Origin of the sequence: Burkholderia puraquae (assembly GCF_002099195.1) — a bacterium.
Lineage (GTDB): Bacteria > Pseudomonadota > Gammaproteobacteria > Burkholderiales > Burkholderiaceae > Burkholderia > Burkholderia puraquae.
This window is the reverse complement of record NZ_NBYX01000010.1, coordinates 94,090-119,785: the sequence shown is the minus strand read 5'-3', so window position 1 is coordinate 119,785 and position 25,696 is coordinate 94,090. Positions and strand designations below refer to the sequence as shown.

General features: G+C 68.3%; 21 protein-coding genes and 1 riboswitch. Of the genes, 17 read left to right on the top strand and 4 right to left on the bottom strand.

The genetic code is table 11. The annotated features are described in order from the left end of the window. The 12 genes from B7G54_RS20195 (at position 1) to B7G54_RS20135 (ending at position 15,226) form a co-directional block, all read left to right on the top strand. Complete coding sequence (locus B7G54_RS20195) at positions 1 to 1,434, top strand: aldehyde dehydrogenase family protein (protein ID WP_027790993.1); 1,434 nt, start codon at positions 1 to 3, stop codon at positions 1,432 to 1,434. A gap of 237 nt (positions 1,435 to 1,671) precedes the next feature. Further along, positions 1,672 to 3,255, top strand: coding sequence for a Na+/H+ antiporter (locus B7G54_RS20190; RefSeq protein ID WP_085040682.1), 1,584 nt, complete (start codon positions 1,672 to 1,674; stop codon positions 3,253 to 3,255). 481 nt (positions 3,256 to 3,736) lie between these two features. After that, positions 3,737 to 4,870 (top strand): hybrid sensor histidine kinase/response regulator, encoded by a 1,134-nt coding sequence (locus B7G54_RS20185; protein ID WP_085040681.1) that lies wholly within the window; start codon positions 3,737 to 3,739, stop codon positions 4,868 to 4,870. 122 nt (positions 4,871 to 4,992) lie between these two features. Further along, positions 4,993 to 6,669, top strand: coding sequence for a methyl-accepting chemotaxis protein (locus tag B7G54_RS20175; RefSeq protein ID WP_085040680.1), 1,677 nt, complete (start codon positions 4,993 to 4,995; stop codon positions 6,667 to 6,669). A 41-nt stretch (positions 6,670 to 6,710) separates the two neighbouring features. Next, on the top strand, positions 6,711 to 7,178 hold the full coding sequence (locus tag B7G54_RS20170) for a chemotaxis protein CheW (protein ID WP_425266512.1): 468 nt from the start codon (positions 6,711 to 6,713) through the stop codon (positions 7,176 to 7,178). After that, complete coding sequence (locus B7G54_RS20165) at positions 7,175 to 8,605, top strand: CheR family methyltransferase (protein ID WP_085040678.1); 1,431 nt, start codon at positions 7,175 to 7,177, stop codon at positions 8,603 to 8,605. The genes B7G54_RS20170 and B7G54_RS20165 overlap by 4 nt, the downstream gene beginning before the upstream one ends. A gap of 46 nt (positions 8,606 to 8,651) precedes the next feature. Continuing rightward, a complete protein-coding gene (locus B7G54_RS20160; RefSeq protein ID WP_085040677.1) occupies positions 8,652 to 9,359 on the top strand; it encodes a chemotaxis protein CheW in 708 nt (235 codons plus the stop codon). Continuing rightward, complete coding sequence (locus B7G54_RS20155) at positions 9,356 to 11,665, top strand: hybrid sensor histidine kinase/response regulator (RefSeq protein ID WP_085040676.1); 2,310 nt, start codon at positions 9,356 to 9,358, stop codon at positions 11,663 to 11,665. The genes B7G54_RS20160 and B7G54_RS20155 overlap by 4 nt, the downstream gene beginning before the upstream one ends. Then, on the top strand, positions 11,662 to 12,681 hold the full coding sequence (gene cheB, locus B7G54_RS20150) for a chemotaxis response regulator protein-glutamate methylesterase (RefSeq protein WP_085040675.1): 1,020 nt from the start codon (positions 11,662 to 11,664) through the stop codon (positions 12,679 to 12,681). The genes B7G54_RS20155 and cheB overlap by 4 nt, the downstream gene beginning before the upstream one ends. An 84-nt stretch (positions 12,682 to 12,765) precedes the next feature. Continuing rightward, a riboswitch (Fluoride riboswitch) is annotated at positions 12,766 to 12,867 on the top strand. 79 nt (positions 12,868 to 12,946) lie between these two features. Then, positions 12,947 to 14,188, top strand: coding sequence for a voltage-gated chloride channel family protein (locus B7G54_RS20145; protein ID WP_085040674.1), 1,242 nt, complete (start codon positions 12,947 to 12,949; stop codon positions 14,186 to 14,188). A 76-nt stretch (positions 14,189 to 14,264) separates the two neighbouring features. Next, the gene (locus B7G54_RS20140) at positions 14,265 to 14,651 is read left to right on the top strand and encodes a hypothetical protein (protein ID WP_244289386.1); all 387 of its coding nucleotides are present in this window, start codon (positions 14,265 to 14,267) and stop codon (positions 14,649 to 14,651) included. Continuing rightward, entirely contained in the window at positions 14,648 to 15,226 is a 579-nt protein-coding gene (locus tag B7G54_RS20135) for a hypothetical protein (RefSeq protein ID WP_085040673.1), read from the top strand. The genes B7G54_RS20140 and B7G54_RS20135 overlap by 4 nt, the downstream gene beginning before the upstream one ends. 43 nt (positions 15,227 to 15,269) lie before the next feature. Here B7G54_RS20135 and B7G54_RS20130 read toward each other — a convergent pair whose 3' ends face one another. Both B7G54_RS20130 and B7G54_RS20125 read right to left on the bottom strand, forming a co-directional pair. Beyond that, positions 15,270 to 15,983, bottom strand: a complete 714-nt coding sequence (locus B7G54_RS20130; protein WP_085040672.1) for a riboflavin synthase subunit alpha — start codon at positions 15,981 to 15,983, stop codon at positions 15,270 to 15,272. A gap of 208 nt (positions 15,984 to 16,191) precedes the next feature. Beyond that, positions 16,192 to 18,054, bottom strand: coding sequence for an ABC transporter ATP-binding protein (locus B7G54_RS20125; protein WP_085040671.1), 1,863 nt, complete (start codon positions 18,052 to 18,054; stop codon positions 16,192 to 16,194). A gap of 488 nt (positions 18,055 to 18,542) precedes the next feature. On the opposite strand from B7G54_RS20125, the gene B7G54_RS20115 reads away from it, so the two are divergent. Then, a complete protein-coding gene (locus tag B7G54_RS20115) occupies positions 18,543 to 19,424 on the top strand; it encodes a Dyp-type peroxidase (RefSeq protein WP_085040670.1) in 882 nt (293 codons plus the stop codon). Between the two features lie 90 nt (positions 19,425 to 19,514). On the opposite strand, the gene B7G54_RS20110 is transcribed toward B7G54_RS20115, so the two are convergent. Together B7G54_RS20110 and B7G54_RS20105 are read right to left on the bottom strand one after the other, a co-directional pair. Beyond that, complete coding sequence (locus B7G54_RS20110; protein WP_059493590.1) at positions 19,515 to 19,916, bottom strand: OsmC family protein; 402 nt, start codon at positions 19,914 to 19,916, stop codon at positions 19,515 to 19,517. 98 nt (positions 19,917 to 20,014) lie between these two features. Further along, complete coding sequence (locus B7G54_RS20105) at positions 20,015 to 20,938, bottom strand: LysR family transcriptional regulator (protein WP_085040669.1); 924 nt, start codon at positions 20,936 to 20,938, stop codon at positions 20,015 to 20,017. Between the two features lie 496 nt (positions 20,939 to 21,434). Here B7G54_RS20105 and B7G54_RS20100 point away from each other — a divergent pair, with 496 nt between their 5' ends. From B7G54_RS20100 to B7G54_RS20085, 4 genes are all read left to right on the top strand, one after another. Next, positions 21,435 to 22,487: a helix-turn-helix domain-containing protein gene (locus tag B7G54_RS20100; protein WP_085040668.1), complete on the top strand. Its 1,053-nt coding sequence runs from the start codon at positions 21,435 to 21,437 to the stop codon at positions 22,485 to 22,487. Next, positions 22,436 to 23,752: an Nramp family divalent metal transporter gene (locus tag B7G54_RS20095; protein ID WP_085040667.1), complete on the top strand. Its 1,317-nt coding sequence runs from the start codon at positions 22,436 to 22,438 to the stop codon at positions 23,750 to 23,752. Before B7G54_RS20100 ends, B7G54_RS20095 begins: the two co-directional genes overlap by 52 nt. Before the next feature lie 81 nt (positions 23,753 to 23,833). Continuing rightward, entirely contained in the window at positions 23,834 to 24,424 is a 591-nt protein-coding gene (locus B7G54_RS20090; RefSeq protein ID WP_085040666.1) for a phosphatase PAP2 family protein, read from the top strand. 477 nt (positions 24,425 to 24,901) lie between these two features. Continuing rightward, positions 24,902 to 25,690 carry an SDR family oxidoreductase gene (locus B7G54_RS20085; protein ID WP_085040665.1) on the top strand — a complete coding sequence of 263 codons (789 nt, stop codon included), beginning with the start codon at positions 24,902 to 24,904 and terminating at the stop codon, positions 25,688 to 25,690. The last annotated feature ends 6 nt before the right edge of the window (positions 25,691 to 25,696 follow it).

The following is a 25,696-nucleotide window of genomic DNA, read 5'->3' as shown; positions in this document are numbered from 1 at the left end:
ATGCTGAAGGAAACCTATCCGTACTACCTCGCCAACGAAGCCGTCTACGCGAACACCGATCTGGACGTGACGGACAAGTTCAGCGGCAAGGTCGCGACGCGCGTCGCGCTGGCCGACGCGAAGGCCATCGACGCGGCGATCGGCGCGGCAGTCGACGCCGCGAAGCCGATGCGCGAGCTGCCGGCCTACAAGCGGCAGGCCGTGCTCGACCATTGCGTCGCGCGTTTTCGCGAGCGTTTCGACGAGCTGGCCGAGGCGCTGTGCATCGAGGCCGGCAAGCCGATCAACGATTCGAAGGGCGAGGTGACGCGGCTGATCGACACGTTCCGCGTGGCGTCCGAGGAATCGGTGCGCATCGACGGCGAGATCATCAACCTCGAGATCTCCGCGCGGGCGCAGGGCTATACGGGCTACACGAAGCGCGTGCCGGTCGGCCCGTGTTCGTTCATCTCGCCGTTCAACTTTCCGCTGAACCTCGCCGCGCACAAGGTCGCGCCCGCGCTCGCGGCCGGCTGTCCGTTCGTGCTGAAGCCCGCGAGCCGCACGCCGATCGGCGCGCTGATCATCGGCGAGGTGCTCGCGGAAACCGACCTGCCGAAGGGCGCGTTCTCGGTGCTGCCCGCGCATCGCGACGGCGCCGACCTGTTCACGACCGACGAGCGGTTCAAGCTGCTGTCGTTCACGGGGTCGCCGGCCGTCGGCTGGGCGCTGAAGGAGAAGGCCGGCAAGAAGAAAGTCGTGCTGGAGCTCGGCGGTAACGCGGCCGCGATCGTCGATGCGGACCAGCGCGACCGGCTCGACTACGTGGTCGAGCGTCTCGCGTTCGGCGCGTACTACCAGTCGGGCCAGAGCTGCATCGGTGTGCAGCGGATCCTCGTGCATGCCGATCTGTACGACGCGCTGCGCGAGAAGCTGATCGCGAAGACGCGTTCGCTGAAGATGGGCGATCCGAAGGATCCGTCGACGTTCGTCGGCCCGATGATCTCCGAATCCGAATCGCGCCGGCTGTCGGGCTGGATGGACGCAGCCGTCGCGGCAGGCGCGAAGATCGTTGCGGGCGGCAAGGTCGATGGCGCGATGTTCGAGGCGACGCTGCTGGAAAACGTCGGGCACGAGCAGGACCTGTACCGGAAGGAGGCATTCGGCCCCGTTGCGATCCTCGAGAAGTTCGACCGGTTCGACGATGCGCTTGCGCGCGTGAACGACAGCGACTTCGGGCTGCAGGCCGGCGTGTTCACCGATTCGCTCACGCATGCGCAGCGTGCGTGGGACGAGCTGGAAGTCGGCGGCGTCGTGATCAACGACGTGCCGTCGTTCCGCGTCGACAACATGCCGTACGGCGGCGTGAAGGATTCGGGCCTGGGCCGAGAAGGGATCCGCTACGCGATCGAGGACATGACCGAGCCGCGACTGATGGTCGTGCGGCGCCGGTAACGCGCGGGCGCGTGGTGCCGCGACGGCACGCGGGCGGGCGACCGGGCCGGCCCGCGTGCCGTTTTTCATGGCGGCGCGCGCAGCGGGCCGGTACCGGGCAGGGTGCCATGCGGGCGTCGCGCGGCGGGCTGCCGAACCCGCTCGACTGCGGGCCTCGCCTCGTGATGTAATCGCGCGAAACTGCCGACCGGGGTACGACGCCGGAAAGCGCGAATTCATTCTTCACGAGGTCGATTCATGTCTCCCGTCTCGGCATTCAAGCTGGTCTTGTTGTCATTTCTCGCGATCGTCGCGCTCGAATGCATCGCCAAGCGGCTGCGGCTGCCACCCGCGGCCGCGCTGCTGATCGGCGGCATCGGCATCGCGTTCATCCCCGGCCTGCCGCCGATCAATCTCGATCCCGAACTGGTGCTGCTGGTGTTCCTGCCGCCGCTGCTGATGGACGGTGCGTATTTCTCGGTGTGGGAGGAGTTCAAGCGTAACGTCGGCGGCATCCTGCTGCTCGCGATCGGCGCGGTCGTGTTCACGACGTTCGCGGTCGGCTTCGCCGTGCACTGGGTGGCGCCGTCGCTGCCGTGGGCCGCGTGCTTCGCACTCGGCGCGATCGTGTCGCCGCCCGACGCCGTTGCCGCGAAGGCCGTGCTCGAACGCGTCGCCCTGCCGCGCCGGCTGATGGTGCTGCTCGAAGGCGAGAGCCTGCTGAACGACGCGGCCGGCCTCGTGCTGTTCCGTTTCGCGGTCGCGGCTGCGCTCACTGGCGCGTTCAGCCTCGAGCATGCGGTCGTGCGATTCGCGGAGCTCGGGCTCGGCGGCGTGGCGATCGGCTTCGCGGTCGGCAAGCTCGTCGTGTGGTTCCTGAAGCTGCTCGACGACGACTATCTCGTGATCACCGTCGCGGTGATCGCCGGCTGGATCGCATACATCGCAGGCGAAATGGTCGAGGTGTCGGGCGTGATCGCGACTGTCACGGCCGGCATGATCGTCGGCTGGCACCAGCACGAGGTGTTCTCGGCGGCCGTGCGCACGCGCGGCACCGCGTTCTGGCAGGTCATCGTGTTCCTGCTCGAGGCGATGGTGTTCGTGCTGATCGGGTTGTCGCTGCGCGGCGCGATGCATCGGCTCGGCGGCTTCGAGCAGGTGCTCGCCACGATGGTGCCGCCCGTGCTCGCGGTGCTGGCGGCCGTGATCGTGTCGCGCTTCGTGTGGATCTACGCGGTCGAAGTGCTGAAGTGGCCGGTGCGCGGGATCGCGCGGCGCGGCGAGGCGCCCGACTGGAAGGCCGCGACGATCATGAGCTGGGCCGGGATGCGCGGCGTCGTCACGCTGGCGATCGCGCTGTCGCTGCCCGAGGCGATGCCCGGCCGCGACGTGATCCTGGTCGCGTCGTTCGCGGTGATCCTCGTCACCGTGCTGCTGCAGGGCACGACGATCGGGCCGCTGATCCGGCTGCTGCGCCTGCCGCAGCGCGAAGAACGCGCGGCGCATCACCTGACAGAGCCGCAGACGTGGGCGTATGTCGAGGCTGCGCAGCTCGCGGCGATCCAGCCGCTCGTGCGCGACGAGAACGGCACCGTGATCCATCCGCGCCTGCTCGAGCAGTACACGTATCGCGCGGAACTGACCGAGCGGGCGAAGAACGAGCCTGCGTATCCGGCAGAAGTGCGGGCCGCGCACTACGACGTCGTGCTGGCTGCGATCAAGGCCGGGCGCACGGAATTGTTGCGCCTGCACCGTTCGGGCCGCATCCACGACGAGATGCTGCACGCGCTCGAGCGCGACCTCGACCTGCAGGAAGTGTCCGCGCAGCACGCGCGCGGGTAAGGCCGCACACCTTCTCACACCGCCATCGAGCGGCCGGTGCCAGCCGGCCCGAAGCGCGTGCGGGCCGATCCTTGCCCGGCGCGCTCTTTTTTCTTCCGTTCGCCTGCCGATTCGGCGGATTTTTATCCGGCCCCAAATGCGGCGGGCAGCCGGCCTTGCAGCGCATGCAAACCTTATGGCACCGGTCTCGCAAACGTTATCGTGTTTCGAATCCGGAAATGATCTGATTTAACTGTTTCCGTCTCTTTCTGCATATTTGGCAAAACTAAACCGGAAGGAGATAGATGCTGTGTTCTAATTTCATTTAGAATCAGCCGGTTATGTTTATTGAGAGAAAGGATGCGGAGGTAATGCGGCCGTCAACGGGGAGAAATCGGCGTCCGGAGCCCTGCGAGGCAGTGCCGATAGGCCAAATCGGCGAATTGGGCGGGGTTTTCAACCGCCGAAATGAGATAGCGTCCAAATCTGATAAACAACTCCTATGAAAGAATCGATTGGAGAATCGGCGTTTGAAACTGTATTTATGAAAGAATCGAGCAGTGATAATGCCTCGGATTGCCTTGAATCGGGGTTATCGGTTCTTCTCGTCGACGATCAACCGTTCGTCGGTGAGGTGATCCGCCGCGCGCTGCGCAGCGAACACGACATCGACCTGCACGTGTGCACTGACGCGCACCGGGCGATGGCGGTCGCGCGCGACGTGAAGCCGACGGTCATCCTGCAGGATCTCGTAATGCCGGAGATCGACGGCCTCGATCTCGTCCGCGCGTGGCGCGCAGACGCCGCCACGGCGCGCGTGCCGATCATCGTGCTTTCCGCGAAGGAGGAGCCGATCGTCAAGCGCGAGGCGTTCATCGCCGGCGCGAACGACTATCTGGTGAAGCTCCCCGACGCGATGGAGCTGGCCGCCCGTATCCGCTATCACTCGAATTCGTACCTGATGTCGCGGCAACGCGACGAAGCGCTCGATTTCCTGTCGCACGACATGCGATCGCCGCAGACGTCGATCCTCGCACTGCTCGAGGTCTACCGGGCCGAGCACGGCGAGATGCCGGCGATCATGGAGCGCATTGCCGGCCATGCGCGGCGCGCGCTCGCGCTTGCCGACGGCTTCATCCACCTGACCCGCGCGCAGTCCGAGCGCCGCGCGCACGAGGTCGTGAGTCTCAACGAGATCGTGCTCGACGCCGTCGACCAGTTGTGGGAGAAGGCGGCCGGGTTCGGCAGCCGGGTCGCCGCGCACGTGCCCGATACCGAGTGCGTGACGATGGGCGACCGCCTGATGCTGACGCGCGCGGTCGCGAACCTGATCGACAACGGGCTGAAATACGGCCCGGCCGGCACGGACGTGCACTGCACGCTGAGCAGCGAGGACGGTGCATGGCTGATCGGCGTCGAGGATACCGGCGCCGGGATCGCGCCGGAGCAGCGCACGGCCGCGACCGAGTCGTTCGTGCAGCTCGAATCCGCGCATGGCGCGGCGCGTGGCGGCTTCGGCCTCGGGCTCGCGTTCGTCCGCGCGACGGCGGCGCGGCATCGCGGCCAGATCCTGATGCGCAATACGGCGCGCGGCTTCATGGTCGCGCTTCGGCTGCCGGCGCAAGCGGAGCGGTGATGTCGCGGCGCGGCCTGCCGGCGCCGCGCTGCCCGCAGACCCCGATGCGCTCGCGGCGCGCCGTCCGGCGCGCAGGCGGGCGCGGATTTTTCAACGCTGATTTTAGAAAGCCCATAACGAACATGGCCACCGTGACGCCCCGCGCGACCAATGAAAGCCTGCATCCGACGATCGGCGCTGCCCGGCTGACGCTCGGCAATCGCATCCTGCTCAGCTTCGGCGTGTTGTTCGTGCTGATGCTGGTGACAGCCGGCGTGTCCTACGAGCGACTGCGCGCGATCAACAGCGAAGCCATCAGCATCGAGCGAGACTCGCTGCCCGGCGTCTACCTCGCGTCGTCGCTGCGCGGTTCGGTCAACGAATCGTTCATGCTGCTGCAGCAGGCGACCTTCGTCGACACCGGGCCCGAAACCGTGCAGCGCGATCTCGCGAAGATTTCCGACGCGCTGAAGGAGATCGAGTCGCTGTCGATCGACTACCAGAACACGACGTTCCGCGACGACGACCGGCAACGCTTCGCGGCGTTCCGCGGCGCGTACGACCGCTACGTGCCGTTGCTGAACGAAGCCGTGCAGAAGAGCCGGGTGTCGCGCGAGGACGCCGTCGCCGCATACGCGAAGACGGTGCCGGTGTGGACCGAGGTCATACGCAACGCGAACGTGCTGGTGCAGGAAAACCGCAAGTTCGCCGAGCAATCCGCGAAACTGATCCGCGAATCCGTGCAGGATACCGAAGTCGTGCTCGCGGTCGCGGTCGGGTTCGTGCTGCTGTCCGCGCTCGGCCTCGGCTACTTGCTGTACCGTTCGGTGACCGTACCGATGGCGCGGCTCGTCGAGGTGCACGACGTGATGCGTACCGGCAACCTGACGCGCCGTCTCGACCTGCGCCGCCGCGATGAATTCGGCACGCTCGAGACGGGCTTCAACCGGATGGCCGACGAGCTGACGGAACTCGTCGCGCGCGCGCAGCAGTCGTCGCTGCAGGTGACGACGTCGGTGGCAGAGATCGCGGCGACGTCGCGCGAACAGCAGGCGACCGCGAACGAAACCGCGGCGACGACGACGGAGATCGGCGCCACCTCGCGCGAAATCTTCGCGACGTCGCGCGACCTGCTGCGCACGATGAACGAGGTGGCGGGCGTGGCAGAACAGTCGGCGACGCTCGCGGGCGTGAGCCAGAGCGGGCTCACGCGGATGGGCGAGACGATGCGCAGCGTGATGGACGCGGCCGGTTCGGTGAATGCGAAGCTCGCGATCCTCAACGAGAAGGCGCTGAACATCAACCAGGTGGTCGCGACGATCACCAAGGTGGCCGACCAGACCAACCTGCTGTCGCTGAACGCGGCGATCGAGGCCGAGAAGGCCGGCGAGTACGGCCGCGGCTTCGCGGTCGTCGCGACCGAGATCCGCCGCCTGGCCGACCAGACGGCGGTGGCGACCTACGACATCGAGCAGACGGTGAAGGAAATCCAGTCGGCGGTGTCGGCGGGCGTGATGGGGATGGACAAGTTCTCCGAGGAAGTGCGCCGCGGCATGCTCGACGTGCAGCAGGTCGGCGGGCAGCTGTCGCAGATCATCGCCGAAGTGCAGACGCTTGCGCCGCGCTTCCAGATGGTCAATGAAGGGATGCAGACGCAGGCGAACGGCGCCGAGCAGATCACGCAGGCGCTGTCGCAACTGTCGGAGGCCGCGCAGCAGACGGCCGAGTCGCTGCGCCAGTCGTCGCAGGCAATCGACGACCTGACGCTCGTCGCGAACCAGTTGCGTACCAGCGTGTCGCGCTTCAAGGTCGACGCGTGACGCGCGCCGACACGCAGAATGGCGGACACGCGCTGTTCCTGATGTTCGAGCTCGACGGCGAGCGCTACGCGCTCGACGCGGCCGGCATCGAGGAGGTGCTGCCGCTCGCGGTCACGAAGGCCGTGCCCGGCGCGCCCGAATGGATCGCCGGGCTGCTGATGCGCGGCAGCCAGCCGGTGCCGGTGATCGACGTACCGATGCTGGCGCTCGGGCGCCGCGCACATGCGTTGCGTTCGACGCGGCTCGTGATGGTCCGCTGCCGTGCGGACGCGGCCGGCGGCGAGCGCACGGTCGGGCTGATCGTCGAGCGCGCAACGCAGACGATGCGGATCGACCGCGCGGCGTTTCGGTCGAGCGGCATCTCGACCGCGCGCACGCGCTGGCTCGGGCCCGTCGCGAACACGCCCGATGGCGTCGTGCAGCAGGTATCGGTGTCCGACCTGGTCGACGACGTCGCGCGCCTGTATCTGTTCGACGGCCTGCCGGGCCACGGGGGAGAGTCTGCATGAAAGAATCCGAATCGCGATTTCGCGGCTGGCTGCTGCGCGAGACCGGCATCGACCCCGATTCGCTCGGCAACGACTTCATGACCCGAGCGCTGACGGAACGCGTGCACGCGCTGCAGGCGGACGGCGAGCGCCTGCCGTCGGCGGTGCGGCTGCCCGTGACGCAGGACGCGCTCGACGCCTACTGGCAGCAGCTCAACGCGTCGGCCGACGAGCGGCGTGCGCTGATCGAGCTGTTCGTCGTGCCCGAGACCTGGTTCTTCCGCGACCGCGAGGCCTTCGCGACGCTCGCGCGGCTCGCGGCCGAACGGCTCGCCGCGCTGCCCGGCCGTGTGATCCGCGTGCTGAGCGCACCGTGCTCGACGGGCGAGGAGCCGTATTCGGCGGCGATGGCGCTGCTCGACGCGGGGCTCGACCCGGCCAGCTTCACGATCGACGCGATCGACCTCAGCGTGCGCGCGATCGAGCAGGCGCGGCTCGGCTGCTACGGGCGCAATGCGTTCCGCGGCACGGCGACGGAATTTCGCGCGCGGCATTTCACGCCGAAGCGCGATGGCTGGCTGCTCGACGAGCGCGTGCGCGCGTGTGTGCAGTTCAGTCAGGCGAACCTCGTCGAACCGGCCGTGGACACGGGCATTCGCTACGATTTCGTGTTCTGCCGCAACGTGCTGATCTACTTCGACCGCGACGCGCAGGATCGCGTGATCCGCTCGCTTGGCGAGCGTCTTGCCGACGACGGCATGCTGTTCGTCGGGCCGGCCGAAACGGGGGTCGCAATGCGGCACGGGATGCGCTCGGCGCGTGTGCCGCTGGCCTTCGCATTTCATCGCGAGCCCGCCGGCGCGGCGGCGGCTGACGCATGCGCGGCCCGGTCGGCGGCACCGCTGTCGGCGGCGGCGCCGTACCGGCGCGCGGAGCGCTTCACGGTCGCACCGCTCGCGGCGACGCGCTCGGTGCTGGCGGTCGCACCGCCATCCTGGCTCGGCGACGCAGGTCAGCCGTTCGCGGCGCCGCCGCCGGCCGTGCATGCGGCCGCGTTCGACGCATGGGCCGACGTGCCGGTGGCGACGGCCGAAACGGTTGCGCCGGCCGTATCGGCTGCACCGGTCGCACCGGTCGCCGAAAGCGCCGCACCGACGCTGGAAGATGCGCAGGCGCTTGCGAATGCCGGCGCGTTCGACGAGGCCGAGCGCGTGCTTGCGCAGTTCTCGGCGCGCGTCGGGCCGCATGCCGATGCGTTCTACCTGAACGGGCTGATCGCGGATGCGCGCGGACGCGCCGCGGAAGCCGGCGACTTCTACCGGAAGGCGCTGTACCTGCGACCCACGCACCACGAAGCGCTGACCCATCTTGCGACGCTGCTCGACGTCGGCGGCGATCGCGCGGGTGCGCAATGGATGCTCGAGCGCGCACGGCGCTCGGCCGGCTGACGAGACTACGGGTTGGGGACCGACACCGCGATGACCAGAGGAATTCATGAACCGCGCCGCCGCTGCCATTGACGAGACGACGATCGACGTCGACGATTGCTGGAACCGGATCGGCACGCGCGGCGACCGCACGTGCGAGCGGCTGAACGACTGCCTGCGCTGCCTGAACTGCCCGGTGTACGCGTATCACGCGGCGAAGCTGCTCGAGCGCCCGCTCGACGGGGCCGAGATGGCCGACACCACGCGCCGGATGAGCGCGCCCGCCGCACCGCACGGGCACGACGCCGACGCCGATACGCGCCACGCGGCGCTGGCGTTCCGTGTGGCCGACGAATGGCTCGCGCTGCCGATCGGCGTGCTGCGCGAGATCGCCGGCACGCGCCCGATCCATTCGCTGCCGCATCGCCGCAATTCGGCCGTGCGCGGCGTGGTCAACATCCGCGGCACGCTGCGCATCGCGATCTCGATCGGCGCGCTGCTCGGCCTCGATGCCGGCAAGGGCGGCAGCGGCGGCGGCGATGGCCGCTTCACGCGGCTGCTGGTGGCCGCGCACCAGGGCGAGCCGGTCGTGTTTCCGGTCGACGAAGTCGAGGGCGTGCTGCGCTTCGGCGCATCCGACTGGGTGCCCGTGCCGGCGACGGTCGGGCGCGCGAGCGCCGGCCTGTCGCGCGGCGTGCTGTCGTGGCGCGGCAAGTCCGTAGGTTTGCTCGACGACGACCGCCTGTTCGACGCAGTCACACGGAGCATGCGATGAGCGGCGATGACGACCTGAGCCACCTGTCGCTGCTCGAGCTGTATCGCGAGGAGACGCGCACGCAGACCCAGGCGCTGTCCGAGCGGCTGCTCGCGCTCGAATCGGGCGAGCCCGATTCCGTCGCGCTCGAGGCGTGCATGCGCGCCGCGCATTCGCTGAAGGGCGCCGCGCGCATCGTCGGCGTGCCGCTCGGCGTCGACATCGCGGGGCGGATGGAAGAGTGCTTCGTCGCCGCGCAGGCTGGCACGATCGCGCTGACGGCCACGCACGTCGACGTGCTGCTGGCGGGCGTCGATTTGCTGGTGCGCGTCGGCGATCCGCAGGGGCAGCCCGTGACGCAGACGGAGATCGACGTGTTTGCGGCGGCGCTGACAGGGGCCGACGGCGCGCAGACGATGCAGGCGCCGGGCGCCGTCCCGCCGCCGGTGCCGCCGTCGGTCGTGCCGTATCGCGAGCACGACGGCGCCGCGAACGAGCCCGTCGGGGCCAGCGCCGCGGTGCCTCCGCTCGCCGTGTCGGGCACGGTGCCCGATCCGGCCCAGGCCGGCCGCGTGGCCGGCGCCGGCGCGATGCGCCGCGTGCGCGCGGATACGCTGAACCGGCTGCTGAGCCTGTCCGGCGAATCGCTGGTCGAATCGCGCTGGCTCAAGCCGTTCGCCGAATCGATGCTGCGCGTGAAGCGCGCGCAGCGCGACGCGGCCCGCTCGCTCGATCTGATGGTCGAGCAATTCGCCGACGATCTCGATGCGGGCATGCTCGCGTCGATGAACGAAGTGCGGCACATGCTCAACGACCTGCAGCGTTCGCTCGCCGAGCGCATGGACGAATTCGACCGCTTCGAGCGGCGCAGCACGCATATCGCCGAGCAGCTCTACGACGAAGCGTTGCAGTGTCGGATGCGGCCGTTCGGCGACGCGACACGCGCGTACCCGCGCATCGTCCGCGATCTCGCGCGCTCGCTCGGCAAGCAGGTGCGTTTCTCGATCGTCGGCGAGGGCACGCAGGTCGACCGCGACATCCTCGACCTGCTCGACGCGCCGCTCGGCCACCTGCTGCGCAACGCCATCGACCACGGCGTCGATTCGCCGGACGCGCGCCGTGCACGCGGCAAGCCGGCCGAGGCGAGCGTCACGCTGGAGGCGCGCCACAGCGCCGGTTCGCTGCTGGTCAGCGTGATCGACGATGGCCCGGGCGTCGACATGGACGCGCTGCGCGCGGCCGTCGTGCGCCAGCGCCTGACCGACGACGAGACGGCCGCGCGGCTGTCCGATCCCGAACTGCTCGAATTCCTGCTGCTGCCGGGCTTTTCGATGCGCGAGGCGGTGACCGACGTGTCGGGCCGCGGCGTCGGCCTCGACGCGGTGCAGGAGATGGTGCGCGGCGTGCGCGGCGCGGTGCGGATCTTCAACGAGCCGGGCGCGGGCATGCGCTTCGTGCTGCAGTTGCCGCTCACGCTGTCGGTGATTCGCAGCCTGCTCGTCGAGGTCGGCGGCGAGCCGTATGCGTTCCCGCTTGCGCACGTGCGCCGCACGCTCGAACTCGCGCACGACGATATCGACGTGCTCGAAGGGCAGCCGCATTTCCCGTTCGACGGCCGGCGCGCGGGCCTCGTTGCCGCGCACCAGCTGCTCGACGCGGGCGAGCCCAATGTCGCGCGCACGAGCACGGCGGTCGTGGTGGTCGGCGGGGAGCCCGAGCTGTACGGCGTCGCGGTCGACCGCTTCCTTGGCGAACGGATGCTGGTCGTGCAGCCGCTCGACAGCCGCCTGCACAAGATCCAGAACATCGCGGCCGGCGCGCTGCTCGAGAACGGCGACCCAGTGCTGATCGTCGACGTCGAGGACCTGATCCGCTCGGTCGACAAGCTCGTGCGCGGCGGGCAGCTCGCGCGGCTCACGCGTGATCCGCAACTCGCGCTCGTCGATCGCCGCCGCCGCGTGCTCGTCGTCGACGATTCGCTGACGGTGCGCGAGCTCGAACGCAAGCTGCTGGAAAAGCGCGGCTACGACGTGACGGTCGCGGTCGACGGGATGGACGGCTGGAATGCGGTGCGCAGCGATGCGTTCGATCTTGTCGTCACCGACGTCGACATGCCGCGCATGGACGGCATCGAACTCGTCACGCTGATCAAGAGCGATCCGATGCTCAAGCGCGTGCCGGTGATGATCGTGTCGTACAAGGATCGCGACGAGGATCGCCGTCGCGGGCTCGACGCGGGCGCCGACTACTACCTCGCGAAGAGCAGCTTCCACGACGAGGCACTGCTCGACGCCGTACACGACCTGATCGGGGGCGCGCGCGGATGAACATCGGCATCGTCAACGACCTGCCGCTCGCCGTGGAGGCGCTGCGCCGCGTGCTCGCGCTGCGCACGGACCACCGCGTACTGTGGGTCGCGACCGACGGCGACGAGGCGGTGGATTTCTGCGTCGCGCATCCGCCCGATCTCGTGCTGATGGATCTCGTGATGCCGAAGGTCGACGGCGTCGCCGCGACGCGCCGGATCATGGCGCGCGCGCCGTGTGCGATCCTGATCGTGACGGCGAGCGTCAGCGCGAACACGTCGTCGGTGTACGAGGCGATGGGCGCCGGTGCGCTCGATGCGGTCGACACGCCGACGCTCGCGCTCGGGCTGTCGGCCGGCGCGTCGCCGCAGGCGCTGCTCGCGAAGATCGACCAGATCGGCCGGCTGCTCGAAAGCCGCACCGCGGCGCTCGTGCCGCCGGGGCCCGCACCCGAGCGCGGCCAGCCGACGCTCGTCGCGATCGGCGCGTCGGCGGGCGGGCCGACCGCGCTGACCGCGCTGCTGCGGGCGCTGCCGGCCGACTTTCCGGCGGCAATCGTGATCGTCCAGCACGTCGACCAGGCGTTCGCGCTCGGGATGGCCGAATGGCTCGACGGCTATACGCGGCTGCCGGTGCGCGTCGCGCGGCAGGGCAGCGTGCCGCAGGCCGGCGAGGTACTGCTCGCGGCGACCAACGATCACCTGTATCTGTCGCCGCGCGGCGTGCTCGGCTATACGCGGCATCCGGTCGAGACGCCGTACCGGCCGTCGATCGACGTGTTCTTCAACAGCGTCGCCGACGGCTGGCAGGCCGAAGCGTTCGGCGTGCTGCTGACGGGCATGGGGCGCGACGGCGCGCTCGGCCTGAAGGCGATGCGCGCGAAGGGCTGCCACACGATCGCGCAGGACGAGGCGACCAGCGCCGTCTACGGGATGCCGAAGGCGGCCGCGGCGATCGGCGCGGCGTCGGCGATCCTGCCGCTCGAGCGGATCGCGCCCCAGCTGATCTCGCGCATCACGCGCCCGCTGCGCGACTGACGGCGCGCGAGGGGCGCGCGACGCCGTCCCGTTCCGGTGTGCCGGCAGCTGCATTGCGGGCGGCGCGGGGCGTCGCGTACAATGGCGGCCAGCGGAGATGGCATGCCTCCCTGCGGTCGTATGGCGCGTTGCGCGCGGTGCGGCCCTCAACCGCCGGTCAGCCCGGCTGATGATGCCTGCGTGTTCCTGGGTCGTCAGGAGGTCGCAGGCCGTCCATGCGGTATTCTGCCGCCCAGGTTTTGATGTTCCGTCGAATCTGGAAATCATGTTTTTCACGACTTCTGCCGATCTTTTCGCGACCGTGCGCTATGTGTGCCGCTGGCTCGCGCTCTCGGCCCTGCTTGGCGCTCTGGCCGGCACGGCTTCCGCCCTGTTCCTGATCGCGCTCGACTGGGCGACCGGTACGCGCGTTGCGCATCCGTGGCTGCTATGGGGGCTGCCGGCCGCCGGTTTCGCGACCGGCTGGATCTACCATCGTTTCGGCCAGTCCGTCGCGCGCGGCAACAACCTGCTGATCGACGAGATTCACGACCCGAAGGCGCTCGTGCCGAAGCGGATGGCGCCGCTCGTGCTCGTCGCGACCGTCGTCACGCACCTGTTCGGCGGCTCGGCAGGCCGCGAGGGCACGGCCGTGCAGATGGGCGGCGCGCTCGCCGATCGCGTCACTCAGGTGTTCCGTCTCGATCGCGAACATCGCCGCGTGCTGCTGATGGGCGGCATCGCGGCCGGTTTCGCGTCGGTGTTCGGCACGCCGCTCGCGGGCGCCGTGTTCGGGCTCGAAGTACTCGCGATCGGGCGTGTGCGATACGACGCGCTGCTGACCTGCGTCGCATCCGCGATCGTTGCAGACGTCGTATGCCGTGCATGGGGCGTGCATCACACGGCCTATGCGATTCCGTTCGTGCCGGCCGTGTCGGCGACGGGGCTGGCCGTGACGGTCATCGCGGGCATCGCGTTCGGCGTGGTCGGGCGGCTGTTCGCGTTCGCGACGCATGCGCTGACCGCGTGGTTCAGGCGAGCCGTCCGCTACGCGCCGCTGCAGCCGGTGCTCGGCGGCCTGCTGGTTGCCGGGGCCGCCACCGTGCTGAACGTGCCGCAGTATCTCGGCCTCGGCATCCCGACGATCGAGGCCGCGTTTCACGGCCCGCTGCCGCTCTACGATTTCGCAGGCAAGTTCGCGTTCACCGTCGTCACGCTCGCGTCGGGGTTCAAGGGTGGCGAAGTGACGCCGCTGTTCTACATCGGCGCGACGCTCGGCAACGCGCTCGGCCAGGTGCTGGCGCTGCCGGTGCCCGTGCTCGCGGGGCTGGGGTTCGTCGCGGTGTTCGCCGGCGCGGCCAATACACCGATCGCGTCGACGATCATGGCGATCGAACTGTTCGGCGCGGATATCGGCGTGTACGCGATCGTCGCGTGTGTCGTCGCTTATCTGTTCTCGGGGCACGCGGGGATTTACCGCGCGCAGCGCGTGGCGGTGGGGAAGGGCGCGCAGGCGGAGGCGGAGTGACGCGGGCGCGCTGGGCAGATTCGTCGCGCATCCTTCGGGAGCGCGACGCATGCGATGTCGAAGAGGGAGCGTGTCGTTGCTGGCCTATCTGATCGGGCCGGCCTATCCGGCACTTCGCCGTCGCATCGAGGAGGACGGATTCACCGCGCTCCTGTTACCTTCGTTCGACCTCGAGCGTTGCGCGAAACTGATCGTGGGCCGGCAAATGTCCCGGCCGTATCTGAACGCGAATGAGGCCGACGAGATGCGCAAGATCCGCGATCGGTTCCCTGCGTTCATGCGCGTGAGCTGCAAGCGGTTTGCGAGCGACGGCACACCCGAACACGTAGCGGCCGACATCGAGCGCTTTGTCGTGGCGTCCATGCCATCGGGTGAGCACGGACCGTTTCCGGTCGCGGGCGGCCGCCCGACGCATCCATGCGGCGCCGAAGGTGCCGCAAACCGGGAGAACACCATCCAATGACGCTGGAAGACTTCCTGACCGAAGCGCAGCGCCTCGCCAGGCCATGCCATCAATACCGCTTCGCGGATGGCGGCGAGCCCGTCACCGGCTACTGGCATGGCGTCGAGGCGGGCACGTTGTGCCTTTCCGTCGAGCGCGACGACAGATGGCTGAACGTGTATCTCGACGCGAGCGGGGCATCAGGCCGTGTGGAAACCGCCACGCAACCCGCCCGATCGGAACGCCCGCTGTGCCGATCCAGGGCAACATCGCTCCCGCCGGTCGACGCGGTGTTCCGCTTCGGCTCCGCCGCGATCGACGTCTATCTCGACGCGCATGGCTGGCAACGCGACTGGGGATTCAACGGCAACTTCAAGGGCATCGCGGCGCACGACTACGCGCGTGAGTGGATGGCGCAATGCCCGCTCTACACGGGCGGGGTGGTTGCCGTCGCGGGCGGGTGGAACATGCCCTGGCCCGACGACGACGAAATGGTCGACCTCGATCTCGTCCTCTGGACCTTCGAGGAATCGGAGCCGTGGGTCGAGGTGTTTTCCGACGGCAGCCGGTACTCGGTGATCCAGCGGGTCACCTAGGGCCCGGTATGAGCGTGAACAGGCCCTGGTGCGCCGGCATCCGTTACTGCTTCGGCAGTCGCGCGACATGGCGCGCCAGCAGCTCCTCGATATCGATGCCTTTTTCCGCCAGCAATGCCGTGACGACGCCGTTCAGTTCGCCGAGCGTTTCCTTGACCGATTCCCGGATCGTGTCCACGACCACCTGCGTGCTGCGCTCGATCTCGATGTTGACCGTATCGTTGACGCCCTTCGCATCGAAGGTCGTCGCGCGGCGCGTTTCGGGAATCAGCCAGACATCGAACCAGCCTTCGTCGCGGTTGACGTCGGACACCGTCAGGCTGCAGCCGTTGATCGCGATATAGCCCTTCGCGAACACGTACCGCTTGAATGCGTCCGGCACGCCGATGCGCACCATCCGGTTGTGTTCGGACGACGCGATGTGCCGGATGGTCCCGGTGAAGTCGACATGGCCGGACAGCGGATGCCCGCCGATCTCCGCACCGTCCTTCGCCGCCCGCTCGACGTTGACGTGGGCACCCGTCGCGAGCTCGGCCAGCGTGGTGATCCGCAGGCTCGGCAGCATCACGTCGAAGTCGATCAGCTCCGGCGAATGGATGGTCGTCACCGTCAGGCAGACGCCGTCGACCGAGACGCTGGCGCCGATCTCGATGTCGTCGGTAAACCGCTCCGGGAATGCGATGCTGAAGGTTCTCAGTTCCCCGTGATCGGCGATGGTCTTGATGGTGGCAACGCCCTGGACAATTCCTGTAAACATGGTCGATCCCTAGTCGCAAATTTCCTGGTCGACATGATAAGTGATCCCGGAAGCGGTGGCCTTGCGGTGCGCGGCTTCGGGGTGGCCGGCGCGATTCGCAGGCGCAAAAAAAGGCCGTGCACCTGGCATGGCCTCGATCCGGATCCGTCTGTCTACATGCGCCGGCGGTGATGACCGCACCGCCGGCGCATGTAGCGACACCCTTGCGTCACACCTCGGCCGGCTCCCCCAGCGGCCCGGCTTCATCGTCCGCCACGTGCCGCGGCGAATCGGCGAGCCCCTTCGCGAGCTCCAGCGCCTGCCGTTCGAACAGCCGGCGGTAGATGCCGCCGTCGATGCGGATCAGCGCGTCGTGGCTGCCTTCCTCGATCACCTTGCCGCGATCGAGCACCAGCAGCCGATCGAGCGCGCGCACGGTCGACAGCCGGTGTGCGACCACGAGCGTCGTGCGGCCGACCATCAGCCGCTCCATCGCCTGCTGGATCAGCAGTTCGCTTTCGCTGTCGAGGCTCGACGTGGCTTCGTCGAGGATCAGGATCGGCGCATCCGCGAGGAACGCGCGCGCGATCGCGACCCGCTGGCGTTCGCCGCCCGACAGCTTGATCCCGCGTTCGCCGACGAGCGTGTCATAGCCGTCCGGCAGCGCGGCGATGAAGCCGTGCGCGCTGGCGAGCCGCGCGGCGCGCTCGATGTCGGCCCGGCTCGCGTCGGGGCGCGCATACGCGATGTTCTCCGCGAGCGTGCGGTGGAACAGCACGGGCTCCTGCTGCACGATCGCGATCTGGCTGCGCAGCGAATCCTGCCGCACGCGCGCGATGTCCTGGCCGTCGATCGTGATGCGGCCGCCCGACACGTCGTACAGGCGCTGGATCAGCTTGATGAACGTCGTCTTGCCCGACCCCGAGTGGCCGACGAGGCCCACGCGCTCGCCCGGCGCGATCCGCATCGAGAAATCGTCGTACAGCGGCACCGGATGGTTGCCGTAGCGGAACGTCACGTGCTCGAAGCGGATCTCGCCTTGCCCGATGCGGATCGCCGGTGCGCCGGGGCGATCGTCGATGCCGAGCGGCTGGCGTTCGAGCGCGACGAGTTCTTCCATGTCGTTCACCGAGCGCTGCAAGTTGCGGATGTGCATGCCGACGTCGCGCAGGTAGCCCTGCAGCATGAAGAACATCGTCAGCGCGAACGCGATGTCGCCGACGCTCGCCTCGTCGTTCGCCCACAGCCGCAGCGCGACACCGATCATCGCGGCCTGCATCGCGACGAGCATCGCGCCCTGCAATCCGCCGTTGAACGTGCCGCGTACCCACGTGCGGCGCGTGCGTTGCCGCCACTTGCCGATCACGCGGGCGAGCCGCGCTTCCTCGCGCGTTTCCGCGCCGAACGCCTTGACGACCGCGTTGCAGCTCACGGCATCGGCGAGCGCACCGCCCATGCGCGTATCCCACAGGTTGCCGAGCCGGGCGGCCGGCGCGACGATGCCGAGCGATACCGCAACCGTCACCGTGATGTACAGCAGCGAACCCGCGCCGACGACGAGCCCCATCACGGGCCAATGCGTGCCGAGCAGCACGGTGGCGCCGACGAGCATCGTGACCGACGGCAGCAGCGCGATCAGCACGGTGTCGTTCAGCAGGTCGAGCGCCCAGATGCCGCGCGTGATCTTGCGCACGGTCGAGCCCGCGAAGCTGTTCGCGTGCCAGTCGGTCGAGAAGCGCTGCACGCGATGGAACGACGCCGCCGCGATCTCGCTCATCATCTTCAGCGTGAGCGTGATGATGTTCAGGTAAACGCCTTGCCGCAGCAGCGTTGCGCCGAGCCCGAGCGCGGCGAGCGTGCCGAACGCGACGAGGGCCGCATGCCACGCGGCGGCGCGGTCGGTCAGGCCGGTCGACAGCGCGTCGACGAGGCGGCCGGCGAACAGCGGCGTGAGCACGTCGGCGAGCGCGGCGAGCAGCGCGAGGCTCGCGACCGTGGCGGTGCGGGCCGGCTGCTTGCGCCAGTAACGGAAGGTAAAGCCGAAGACGGCGTGGAATGCCTGGCCGCCCAGATGGGAGGTTTTTCTGGTCATTTATCGTTGCCCGGCGCATCGCGCGACGGGACTTTCCGGTTCGGAGAATATCGAAAACGCAACAGCCGGGCCGCGCGGAAACCGTGCGGCGAAACGAAACGGGCTGTCGGGAAACGGCGCGGCTGACGGGTTAGCGGAAAACTCGGGAGCCGGCGCGGACGGCGGGCTGGATCAGCTGAGCCGTGGGACCACGTTCGGGAAGGTTGCTGGCATTCGGAACATCTGCACCTCCCCTGAAGTGAACGGTTGAAAGGACGCCGAAAAGACGTGAAACGATTCTATCAGCACTGCCGGGCACGCCGCAACGTCTGACGAATGGGCGTTGCAGCGTCGATACGGTTAGTATTCAGGGTTTTGTCCCTTCTTTTGCGGCCCTCCCACAGTGCCGCTGCGCAAGGGCCGGCACGCGCATCGATTACACTTCAGCGTCTGCGGCGCACGACGCTGCGGCCCTCGCAGATTCACCACGATACATTCCTGAGGAAACGATGAGCGACGTTCAGCAAGGCATCCTGACCCCGATCGATACGGCGGCCCGATACCTCACTTTCACGATTTCGAATGACGGCAACGTGGCGGCGGCACTGGCTGCGCTGCGCGAGATCGTCGACGGACGCGACACGGTCGTCGGGTTCGGGCATGCGCTGGCGGCGCACCTCGGGCACCCGGTGCCGGGCCTGACCGAATTCCCGGCGTTCGCGGTGAAGGACCGCACGCTGCCGGCGACGCCGGCCGACGTGTGGGTCTGGCTGCGCGGCGGCGATCGCGGCGAGATCGTGCTGCGCGCGCGGGCGATCGAACGCGCGCTGGCGCCGGCGTTCGCGTTGCAGGATGCGGTCGACGGTTTCCGCTATTCGAACGATCGCGATTTGTCCGGCTACGAGGACGGCACCGAGAATCCGGAAGGCGACGACGCGGTGGCCGCGGCGATCGTGATGGGGCAGGGCGCGGGGCTCGACGGTGCGAGCTTCGTCGCGGTCCAGCAATGGCTGCACGACTTCGACCAGATGGAGCGCATTCCGTCGGGCGACATGGACAACATCATCGGGCGCCGCCGCTCGGACAACGAAGAACTCGACGACGCGCCCGAGTTCGCGCACGTGAAGCGCACCGCGCAGGAAAGCTTCGAGCCCGAGGCGTTCATGCTGCGCCGTTCGTCGCCGTGGTCGGACGCGCGTCGCGCGGGCCTCTACTTCGTTGCGTTCGGCAGCTCGTTCCGCGCGTTCGACGTGCAGATGCGCCGGATGAGCGGTGCGGAAGACGGGATCGTCGACGGCCTGTTCCGCTTCACGCGGCCGCTGACGGGCGCGTATTTCTGGTGCCCGCCGATGAAGGGCGGCAAGCTCGACCTGTCCGCGCTCGGACTGTAAGCGCCGGGCCGTATCGATGAACGGGCGGGTCGCGCATCATGCGCGGCCCGCCCGTTTTGCATGTCAGGCGGCGATCGCGTGCCGCGTGCATCAGTTCAACGTCGTGTCGATCCGCGTGCCGCGCTTGATGAACTGCGTCACCGGCGTCTTCTCGCAGATTTCCGCGAGACGCTGGCGTTGCGCGTCGTCGAGCGGGCCGTCGAGCGTCACGACGCGGCGCACGTACTGCGTGCCTTCGCGATCGGCATGCAGCTCGGTGCGCACGTCGATGCGCGCGGCCGGCCATGCCTTGCGCTGCATATACATGCGCAGCGTCGCGGCGGTGCATTGCGCGAGGCCGGCCAGCACGAACTCGTACGGCGCCGGCCCGCGATCCTGGCCGCCTTCGCGCGGCGCTTCGTCGCCGGTCAGCGCGTGCGTGCCGGCCTGCAGCTGGACGACGTAGTCGGGTGCGTCCGCGTCGAGCGCAGCGGCGGCATGGATGAGCGACATGGCAAGTCTCCGGTCAGCGGGAAGTGGGAAGCGGGCGCCGCGTGGCGGCGTGCAGCCGTCAGCATACCGCCCCGATCATGACGGCGTGCGCCACGCGGCTATGCGTCGGCGGCACCGGCGCTGCTGCGCACGAGCGCGGCGATGCGTTCGCGTACCCACTGGTGCGCGCGATCGGCGTCGCGCGATTCGTGCCAGTACGCGAGGAGCGGGAACGGCTTGAGCCGCAACGGCAGCGGCCGCACGACGATCGGCAGCAGCGCGGCCATCCGCAACGCATAGGTGTGCGGCAGCGTGACCAGCAGGTTGCCGGTCGCGGCGATCTGGCACGCGGCGAAATTGTGCTGGCAGGTCAGCCGGATATCGCGGAAGCGCCCGTCGTTGCCGAGCAGCACGTCGAGCGATTGCGGCTCGCCGAGCGACGATACCGCGACATGCTGCGCCGCGAAATAGTCGCCGCGCCGCAGCGCATCGCGCGCAAGCGGATGATCGCTGCGCAGCGCGACGACGAGCGAATCGTCGAGCAGGTGTTCGGTGGCGATGCGCGGGCCGGTCGGCACGCGGCGATCGACGGCGAGATCGAGATTGCCCGATGCGAGTTCGCGTTCGATGTCGGCCACCGCGATGCGACGGCTCACGAGCCGCAGGCCCGGTGCTTCGTCGGCGAACGCGGCGACGATCCGCGGCAGCGCGATCGACTCGAGCACGTCGCGAATGCCTACCGCGATGCTCAGGTCGAGCGTCGCGGGATCGAATGCCGACGGCGCGCGCGCGGTGCCTTGCAGGCCCTTCAGGTGCAGCTGCACGTCCGCGATGATCGAACGCGTGCGTTCGGTTGCCACGACGCGGTTGCCCTGCCGCACGAACAGCGGATCGTCGAAATGCGCGCGCAGCCGGTTGAGCGCATGCGTGACGGCCGGCTGCGTGAGATGCAGCGCACGGGCCGCCGCGCCGATGCCGCCATGCACGTAGACGGCGTCGAGCACGCGAAACAGGTTCAGGTCGAGTCGGTGATCGGCGGGCACGGGTGCGGGCGGCGTGGTGAAGGGTGGACCGATTCTAATGGATACGCAGGCAACGGATGCGCGGGCTTTCTCGCATGACGATCGATGGGACTGGATACGTATCAATATCGGTTGAGCCGATATTCGGCGGCGCATTTATCTGGATGCCCGGCGCAATAATTCGCAATTAAATGCGCAGATTGAGACGCGTACAGCCGCAACAATTTGCGATATCGGCCTGCGTAATTCTGCGCAGGCCTGCCAGCAACCCGCGGCAGCCTGTAGTAATCCGCCATCATGCTGTCCCCGTCGGCCATTTCGCGCCAAAGGCGCGACCCGTTCGGCTAAGATGCCGTCGCTTCATATTTCGGGATAGCCGTCCTGTCGCACGCATTCAAACCAAATATAAGCCTGACAGTTCGACGGTATTAGAAGAAGTCGAAACAAGTCGGGGGCTTGGCCAGTGAATGCAGCAGATCAGAGATGGGTCGTTATCTATTTGAGTTCGGGATTTTCGTTGGCCCAGGCCGCGCGTCTTGGCGAGGCTTTCAACCTGGCGAATCGCCTGCACGCATACAGTGCTGACTACCAGTTGAAGTACGTATCCGAAAGCGGGGGGCTGTTGCAGTCGTCCTCCGGCGTGAGCATCGCGGCGGATCCGCTCGGCGACGAGCACGGCCGCCGCGCGCTCGCGTTCTTTCATCTTCACGGTGACCGCGCGGCCGTCAACTGGGATGACGCATTGAAGCGTCGCCTCACCGACATTCGCCGTCATGCGCGCTGGATCGTCGACGCGATGGACCTGCCCGCGCTCGCGGCCATGCAGCGTCCGTCGGCGGCGATCGAAGCGCGGCCCGGCCGGGCCGGGCGCCGGGTCGCCACGACGGTCGAGCTGCAGGGCGGCGAAACCGACGTGTTCGCCGCCGTGCTCGACATATTTCGCGTCGATCTCGGCGACGGCGCCGCGCAGGAGATCGCCAGCAACATGATGCGGCCGGTCGAGCAACGCTATACGCAGTCGATGTGGGCCTTTCGCGAGCTGAGCGCGAGCCCGTCGATCCGGATGTCGGCGCAGCGGCTGCGGGCGCAGAGCGTGAACCGCATCTCGATCGCGAACGCCGCAGAGGCCGCCGCGATGAGCGAGCGCAATTTCCTGCGCCGCTTCAAGAAGGAGATCGGCGTGACGCCGACCGAGTTCGTCCAGCACGTGCGGCTCGAGCGCGCGTGCCACATGCTGGTCCACACGACGCTGCCGGCCGATAAAGTCGCGCGCCGCACCGGGTTCGGCAGCGGCGAGCGGCTCGCGAAGCTGTTTCGCCAGCGCATGATGATGTCGCCGACCGAATTTCGCGTCACCGAGCGCGAAAGGATCCTTACCCGTGGCGCCACGCCGCCCGATGCGGACGGGGGGGCCTGCGATTGCGCCGGGAGGCATTGTGCCGCGTGTGCCGCTGCGCGGGAGCAAACCGGGCGGATACCCGTAGAATCGTCCTGTCGCGATCTCGATCCCCGTTTTCCATGCCCTTCCTCCCCACTACCGCCACCGCCCCTTTCTGCCCGTCGGAAGTAAAGGGCAGTATCACGATCGATGCCGGCGCGCCGCGCTGGCAGAAGCTCAAGCGCTTTTTCGGCCCCGGCCTGCTGGTCGCGATCGGCTACATGGATCCCGGCAACTGGGCGACCGATATCCAGGCCGGCTCGCAGTTCGGCTATTCGCTGCTGTGGGTCGTCGCGTTCTCGAGCCTCGCGGCGATCTTCCTGCAGATGCTCGCGGCGCGGCTCGGCCTCGTCGCGGGCAGGGATCTCGCGCAGGCCAGCTACGACCGCTACGGCCGGTTCGGCCGCATCGTGCAGTGGGTGACCGCCGAAGTGTCGATCATCGCGTGCGACATCGCGGAAGTCCTCGGCTGTGCGCTCGCGTTCAAGCTGCTGCTCGGCGTGCCGCTCGCGTGGGGGATCGTGCTGACCGCGCTCGACACGGTGATCGTGCTCGGCCTGCAGGGCAAGGGGTTCCGGCAGATCGAGGCGATCGTGCTCGGGCTGATCGCGACGATGGCGTTCTGCTTCGTCGCGCAGGTCGCGATCACGCCGCCCGACTGGCACGCGGTGGTCGGCGGGCTCGTGCCGGGCGATCCGGGCCACGACCGCAAGGACGCGATCGTGCTCGCGCTCGGCATCGTCGGCGCGACGATCATGCCGCACAACCTGTACCTGCATTCGTCGGTCGTGCAGACGCGGCGCGTGGTCGGCGGTGCGCGCGGGATGATCCGCGACACGCTCGCGCTGGTGCGCATCGATACCTGCGTGTCGCTGTTCGTCGCGATGCTCGTCAACGCGGCGATCCTGGTCGTCGCGGGCGCGGCGTTCCATGCGACGGGCCAGCACAACGTGACCGACATCGAGCAGGCCTACAAGCTGATTACGCCGATCGCGGGCGGCGCGGCCGCGCTGCTGTTCGGCATCGCGCTGCTCGCATCGGGGCAGAGCTCGACGCTGACCGGCACGATCGCCGGCCAGGTGATCATGGACGGCTTCCTGCGTACGAAGATTCCGTGCTACCAGCGCCGGCTGATCACGCGCGGGCTCGCGCTCGTGCCGGCGCTGATCGGCGTGCTGTGGCTCGGCGACAACTCGGTCGGGCAGCTGCTCGTGTGGAGCCAGGTGCTGCTGAGTCTGCAGCTGCCGTTCGCGATGTGGCCGCTGATCCGCTCGGTCAGCGATCGCAACACGATGGGCGAGCACACGATCGGGCGCGGGATGCAGGCCGCCGCGTGGGCGCTGTTCGTCGTCATCACCGGCACGAACCTGCTGCTGATTACCGGCGTCGCGGGCTGATACAGCCTGTCACAGGCTGACACAGTCGCACTGCGCACATGCGGTAAACTGCGGCCTTTCGATCGTCGACCGAAGTCCGTTATGTGGAGTGAAATCAGCAACATCGGCGATGCCGCGCTGACCTTGCCGATCGCGCTGACGTGCGCGGCGTGGTTCGCGCTGACCGACTGGCGCCTCGCCGCTCGCTGGAGCGTGCTGCTCGCCGCCGGCATGGGCGTCGTCGGCGCAACGAAGATCCTGTATGCCGGGTGCGGCATCGAGCTGCCGCAATTCGATTTCCGCGTGATCAGCGGCCATACGATGCTGTCGACGTCCGTGTGGACCGTCGCGCTGTCGATGCTGTGGCAGGCGTTCCGGCCGGGCAAGGCGCCCGGTATCGCGGCCGGGCTGGCCATCGGCGCGGTCACGGCCGTCGCGCGCGTGTTCGATCATTCGCACACCGTTCCGGAAGTGATCGTCGGCTGGATGCTCGGCGCGCTCGTCGCGCTGCTGTTCCTGCGCGGCTACGACAGCGCGCGGCAGCGTGCGTTCTCGCCGCGCGTCGCGGCCGTCTGCCTGCTGCTCGTGTCGGGCATCGCATACGGGCACCGCGCGCCGTTCCAGCAGATGATCGATACCCATTCGCCGCAACTCTGCGCGTTCGTGCGCGCACCGTCGGGCGACGGATTCTGACGGTAGCCGGTCGCGGCGCCCCTGGTGCCGCTCTCCGCTCTCTCTTGCCGCCGGCATTCGCCCGGCGGCTGCACGATTCCACATCCGTTCATCTTCCCGATTGCTTCCGCGTCTGCGTGGAGCGCAGCGCTCCGTCATTCCCTCAATCGATGAACCGGCCGGTCTACATGCCTGACGGATGCCGCCGGCCCGCGCATGCGTACCGGTACGCGGAAGTCATGAATCAGGTCTATGACCGGGCATAACGATTATTCATTTCATCGATTGGCAGCATTCGCGTACGCTGGCTGTCGTTCAATCCGGGCCGGTTGCCGGGCCTGTCCGGCGCGCGTCACGTTCATCTCGATATACTCGCGGAAACCGTGCGGCGCCTCGCGATGTCGAGGCACGGTCAACCGGCCCGCATCGGCCGGGAAGGCACGGCAAACCCGTCGCGGCAGCGTTCCGCGACGACGATTCACGATAGGAGCAGGTCACATGACAGTCGTTTCTTCGCGCCTTGCCGGCAAGTGCGCATACATCACGGGCGCCGCGGGCGGCCTCGGGCGCGCGATCGCGCGCCGGATGGTCGAGCAGGGCGCGCGCGTGTTCGTGACCGACATTGCCGACGCCGCGGTGCTCGACGCGTTCGCGCAGGAACTCAATGCGGGCCACGCGACGCCGGTCGCGTTCGCCGCGACGCAGGACGTGCGCGACGAAGCGCGCTGGCAGGCGCTGCTCGCGCAGGCGGTCGATGCGATGGGCGGGCTGTCGGTGCTCGTCAACAACGCGGGCGTCGGCTCGATCGGCTCGCCCGCGCAGATCGAGCTGGACGAATGGCGGCGCGTGATGGCGATCAACGTCGAGAGCATCGTGCTCGGCTGCAAACATGCGCTGTCGTATCTGGCCGAGAGCCATCCCGCATCGATCATCAACATCTCGTCGGTCGCCGCGTTCAAGGTCGAGCCGGATTTCACCGCGTACAACGCGTCGAAGGCGGCGGTCGCGTCGCTGACGAAGTCGGTCGCGATCGACTGCGCGCGCCGCGAGATCGACGTGCGCTGCAACTCGATTCACCCGGCGTTCATCCGCACGGGGATCGTCGAGCCGCTGTTCCAGACGCTCGGCGAACGCGACGCGACGCGCAAGCTCGCGCGCGGCATTCCGCTGCGCCGGCTCGGCGAGCCGGACGACGTCGCGCACGCGGCCGTGTATCTCGCGTCCGACGAGAGCCGCTTCGTGACGGCCGCCGAACTCGTGATCGACGGCGGCATGTGCGCCGTCTGACGCGCA

What these genes read in the sequence shown, in the direction of transcription:
- B7G54_RS20195 (WP_027790993.1), top strand. Translation starts at nt 1, where the DNA reads ATGCTGAAGGAAACCTATCCGTACTACCTCGCCAACGAAGCCGTCTAC.
- B7G54_RS20190 (WP_085040682.1), top strand. Translation starts at nt 1,672, where the DNA reads ATGTCTCCCGTCTCGGCATTCAAGCTGGTCTTGTTGTCATTTCTCGCG.
- B7G54_RS20185 (WP_085040681.1), top strand. Translation starts at nt 3,737, where the DNA reads ATGAAAGAATCGATTGGAGAATCGGCGTTTGAAACTGTATTTATGAAA.
- B7G54_RS20175 (WP_085040680.1), top strand. Translation starts at nt 4,993, where the DNA reads ATGGCCACCGTGACGCCCCGCGCGACCAATGAAAGCCTGCATCCGACG.
- B7G54_RS20170 (WP_425266512.1), top strand. Translation starts at nt 6,711, where the DNA reads ATGTTCGAGCTCGACGGCGAGCGCTACGCGCTCGACGCGGCCGGCATC.
- B7G54_RS20165 (WP_085040678.1), top strand. Translation starts at nt 7,175, where the DNA reads ATGAAAGAATCCGAATCGCGATTTCGCGGCTGGCTGCTGCGCGAGACC.
- B7G54_RS20160 (WP_085040677.1), top strand. Translation starts at nt 8,652, where the DNA reads ATGAACCGCGCCGCCGCTGCCATTGACGAGACGACGATCGACGTCGAC.
- B7G54_RS20155 (WP_085040676.1), top strand. Translation starts at nt 9,356, where the DNA reads ATGAGCGGCGATGACGACCTGAGCCACCTGTCGCTGCTCGAGCTGTAT.
- cheB (WP_085040675.1), top strand. Translation starts at nt 11,662, where the DNA reads ATGAACATCGGCATCGTCAACGACCTGCCGCTCGCCGTGGAGGCGCTG.
- B7G54_RS20145 (WP_085040674.1), top strand. Translation starts at nt 12,947, where the DNA reads ATGTTTTTCACGACTTCTGCCGATCTTTTCGCGACCGTGCGCTATGTG.
- B7G54_RS20135 (WP_085040673.1), top strand. Translation starts at nt 14,648, where the DNA reads ATGACGCTGGAAGACTTCCTGACCGAAGCGCAGCGCCTCGCCAGGCCA.
- B7G54_RS20130 (WP_085040672.1), bottom strand. Translation starts at nt 15,983, where the DNA reads ATGTTTACAGGAATTGTCCAGGGCGTTGCCACCATCAAGACCATCGCC.
- B7G54_RS20125 (WP_085040671.1), bottom strand. Translation starts at nt 18,054, where the DNA reads ATGACCAGAAAAACCTCCCATCTGGGCGGCCAGGCATTCCACGCCGTC.
- B7G54_RS20115 (WP_085040670.1), top strand. Translation starts at nt 18,543, where the DNA reads ATGAGCGACGTTCAGCAAGGCATCCTGACCCCGATCGATACGGCGGCC.
- B7G54_RS20110 (WP_059493590.1), bottom strand. Translation starts at nt 19,916, where the DNA reads ATGTCGCTCATCCATGCCGCCGCTGCGCTCGACGCGGACGCACCCGAC.
- B7G54_RS20095 (WP_085040667.1), top strand. Translation starts at nt 22,436, where the DNA reads ATGCCCTTCCTCCCCACTACCGCCACCGCCCCTTTCTGCCCGTCGGAA.
- B7G54_RS20090 (WP_085040666.1), top strand. Translation starts at nt 23,834, where the DNA reads ATGTGGAGTGAAATCAGCAACATCGGCGATGCCGCGCTGACCTTGCCG.
- B7G54_RS20085 (WP_085040665.1), top strand. Translation starts at nt 24,902, where the DNA reads ATGACAGTCGTTTCTTCGCGCCTTGCCGGCAAGTGCGCATACATCACG.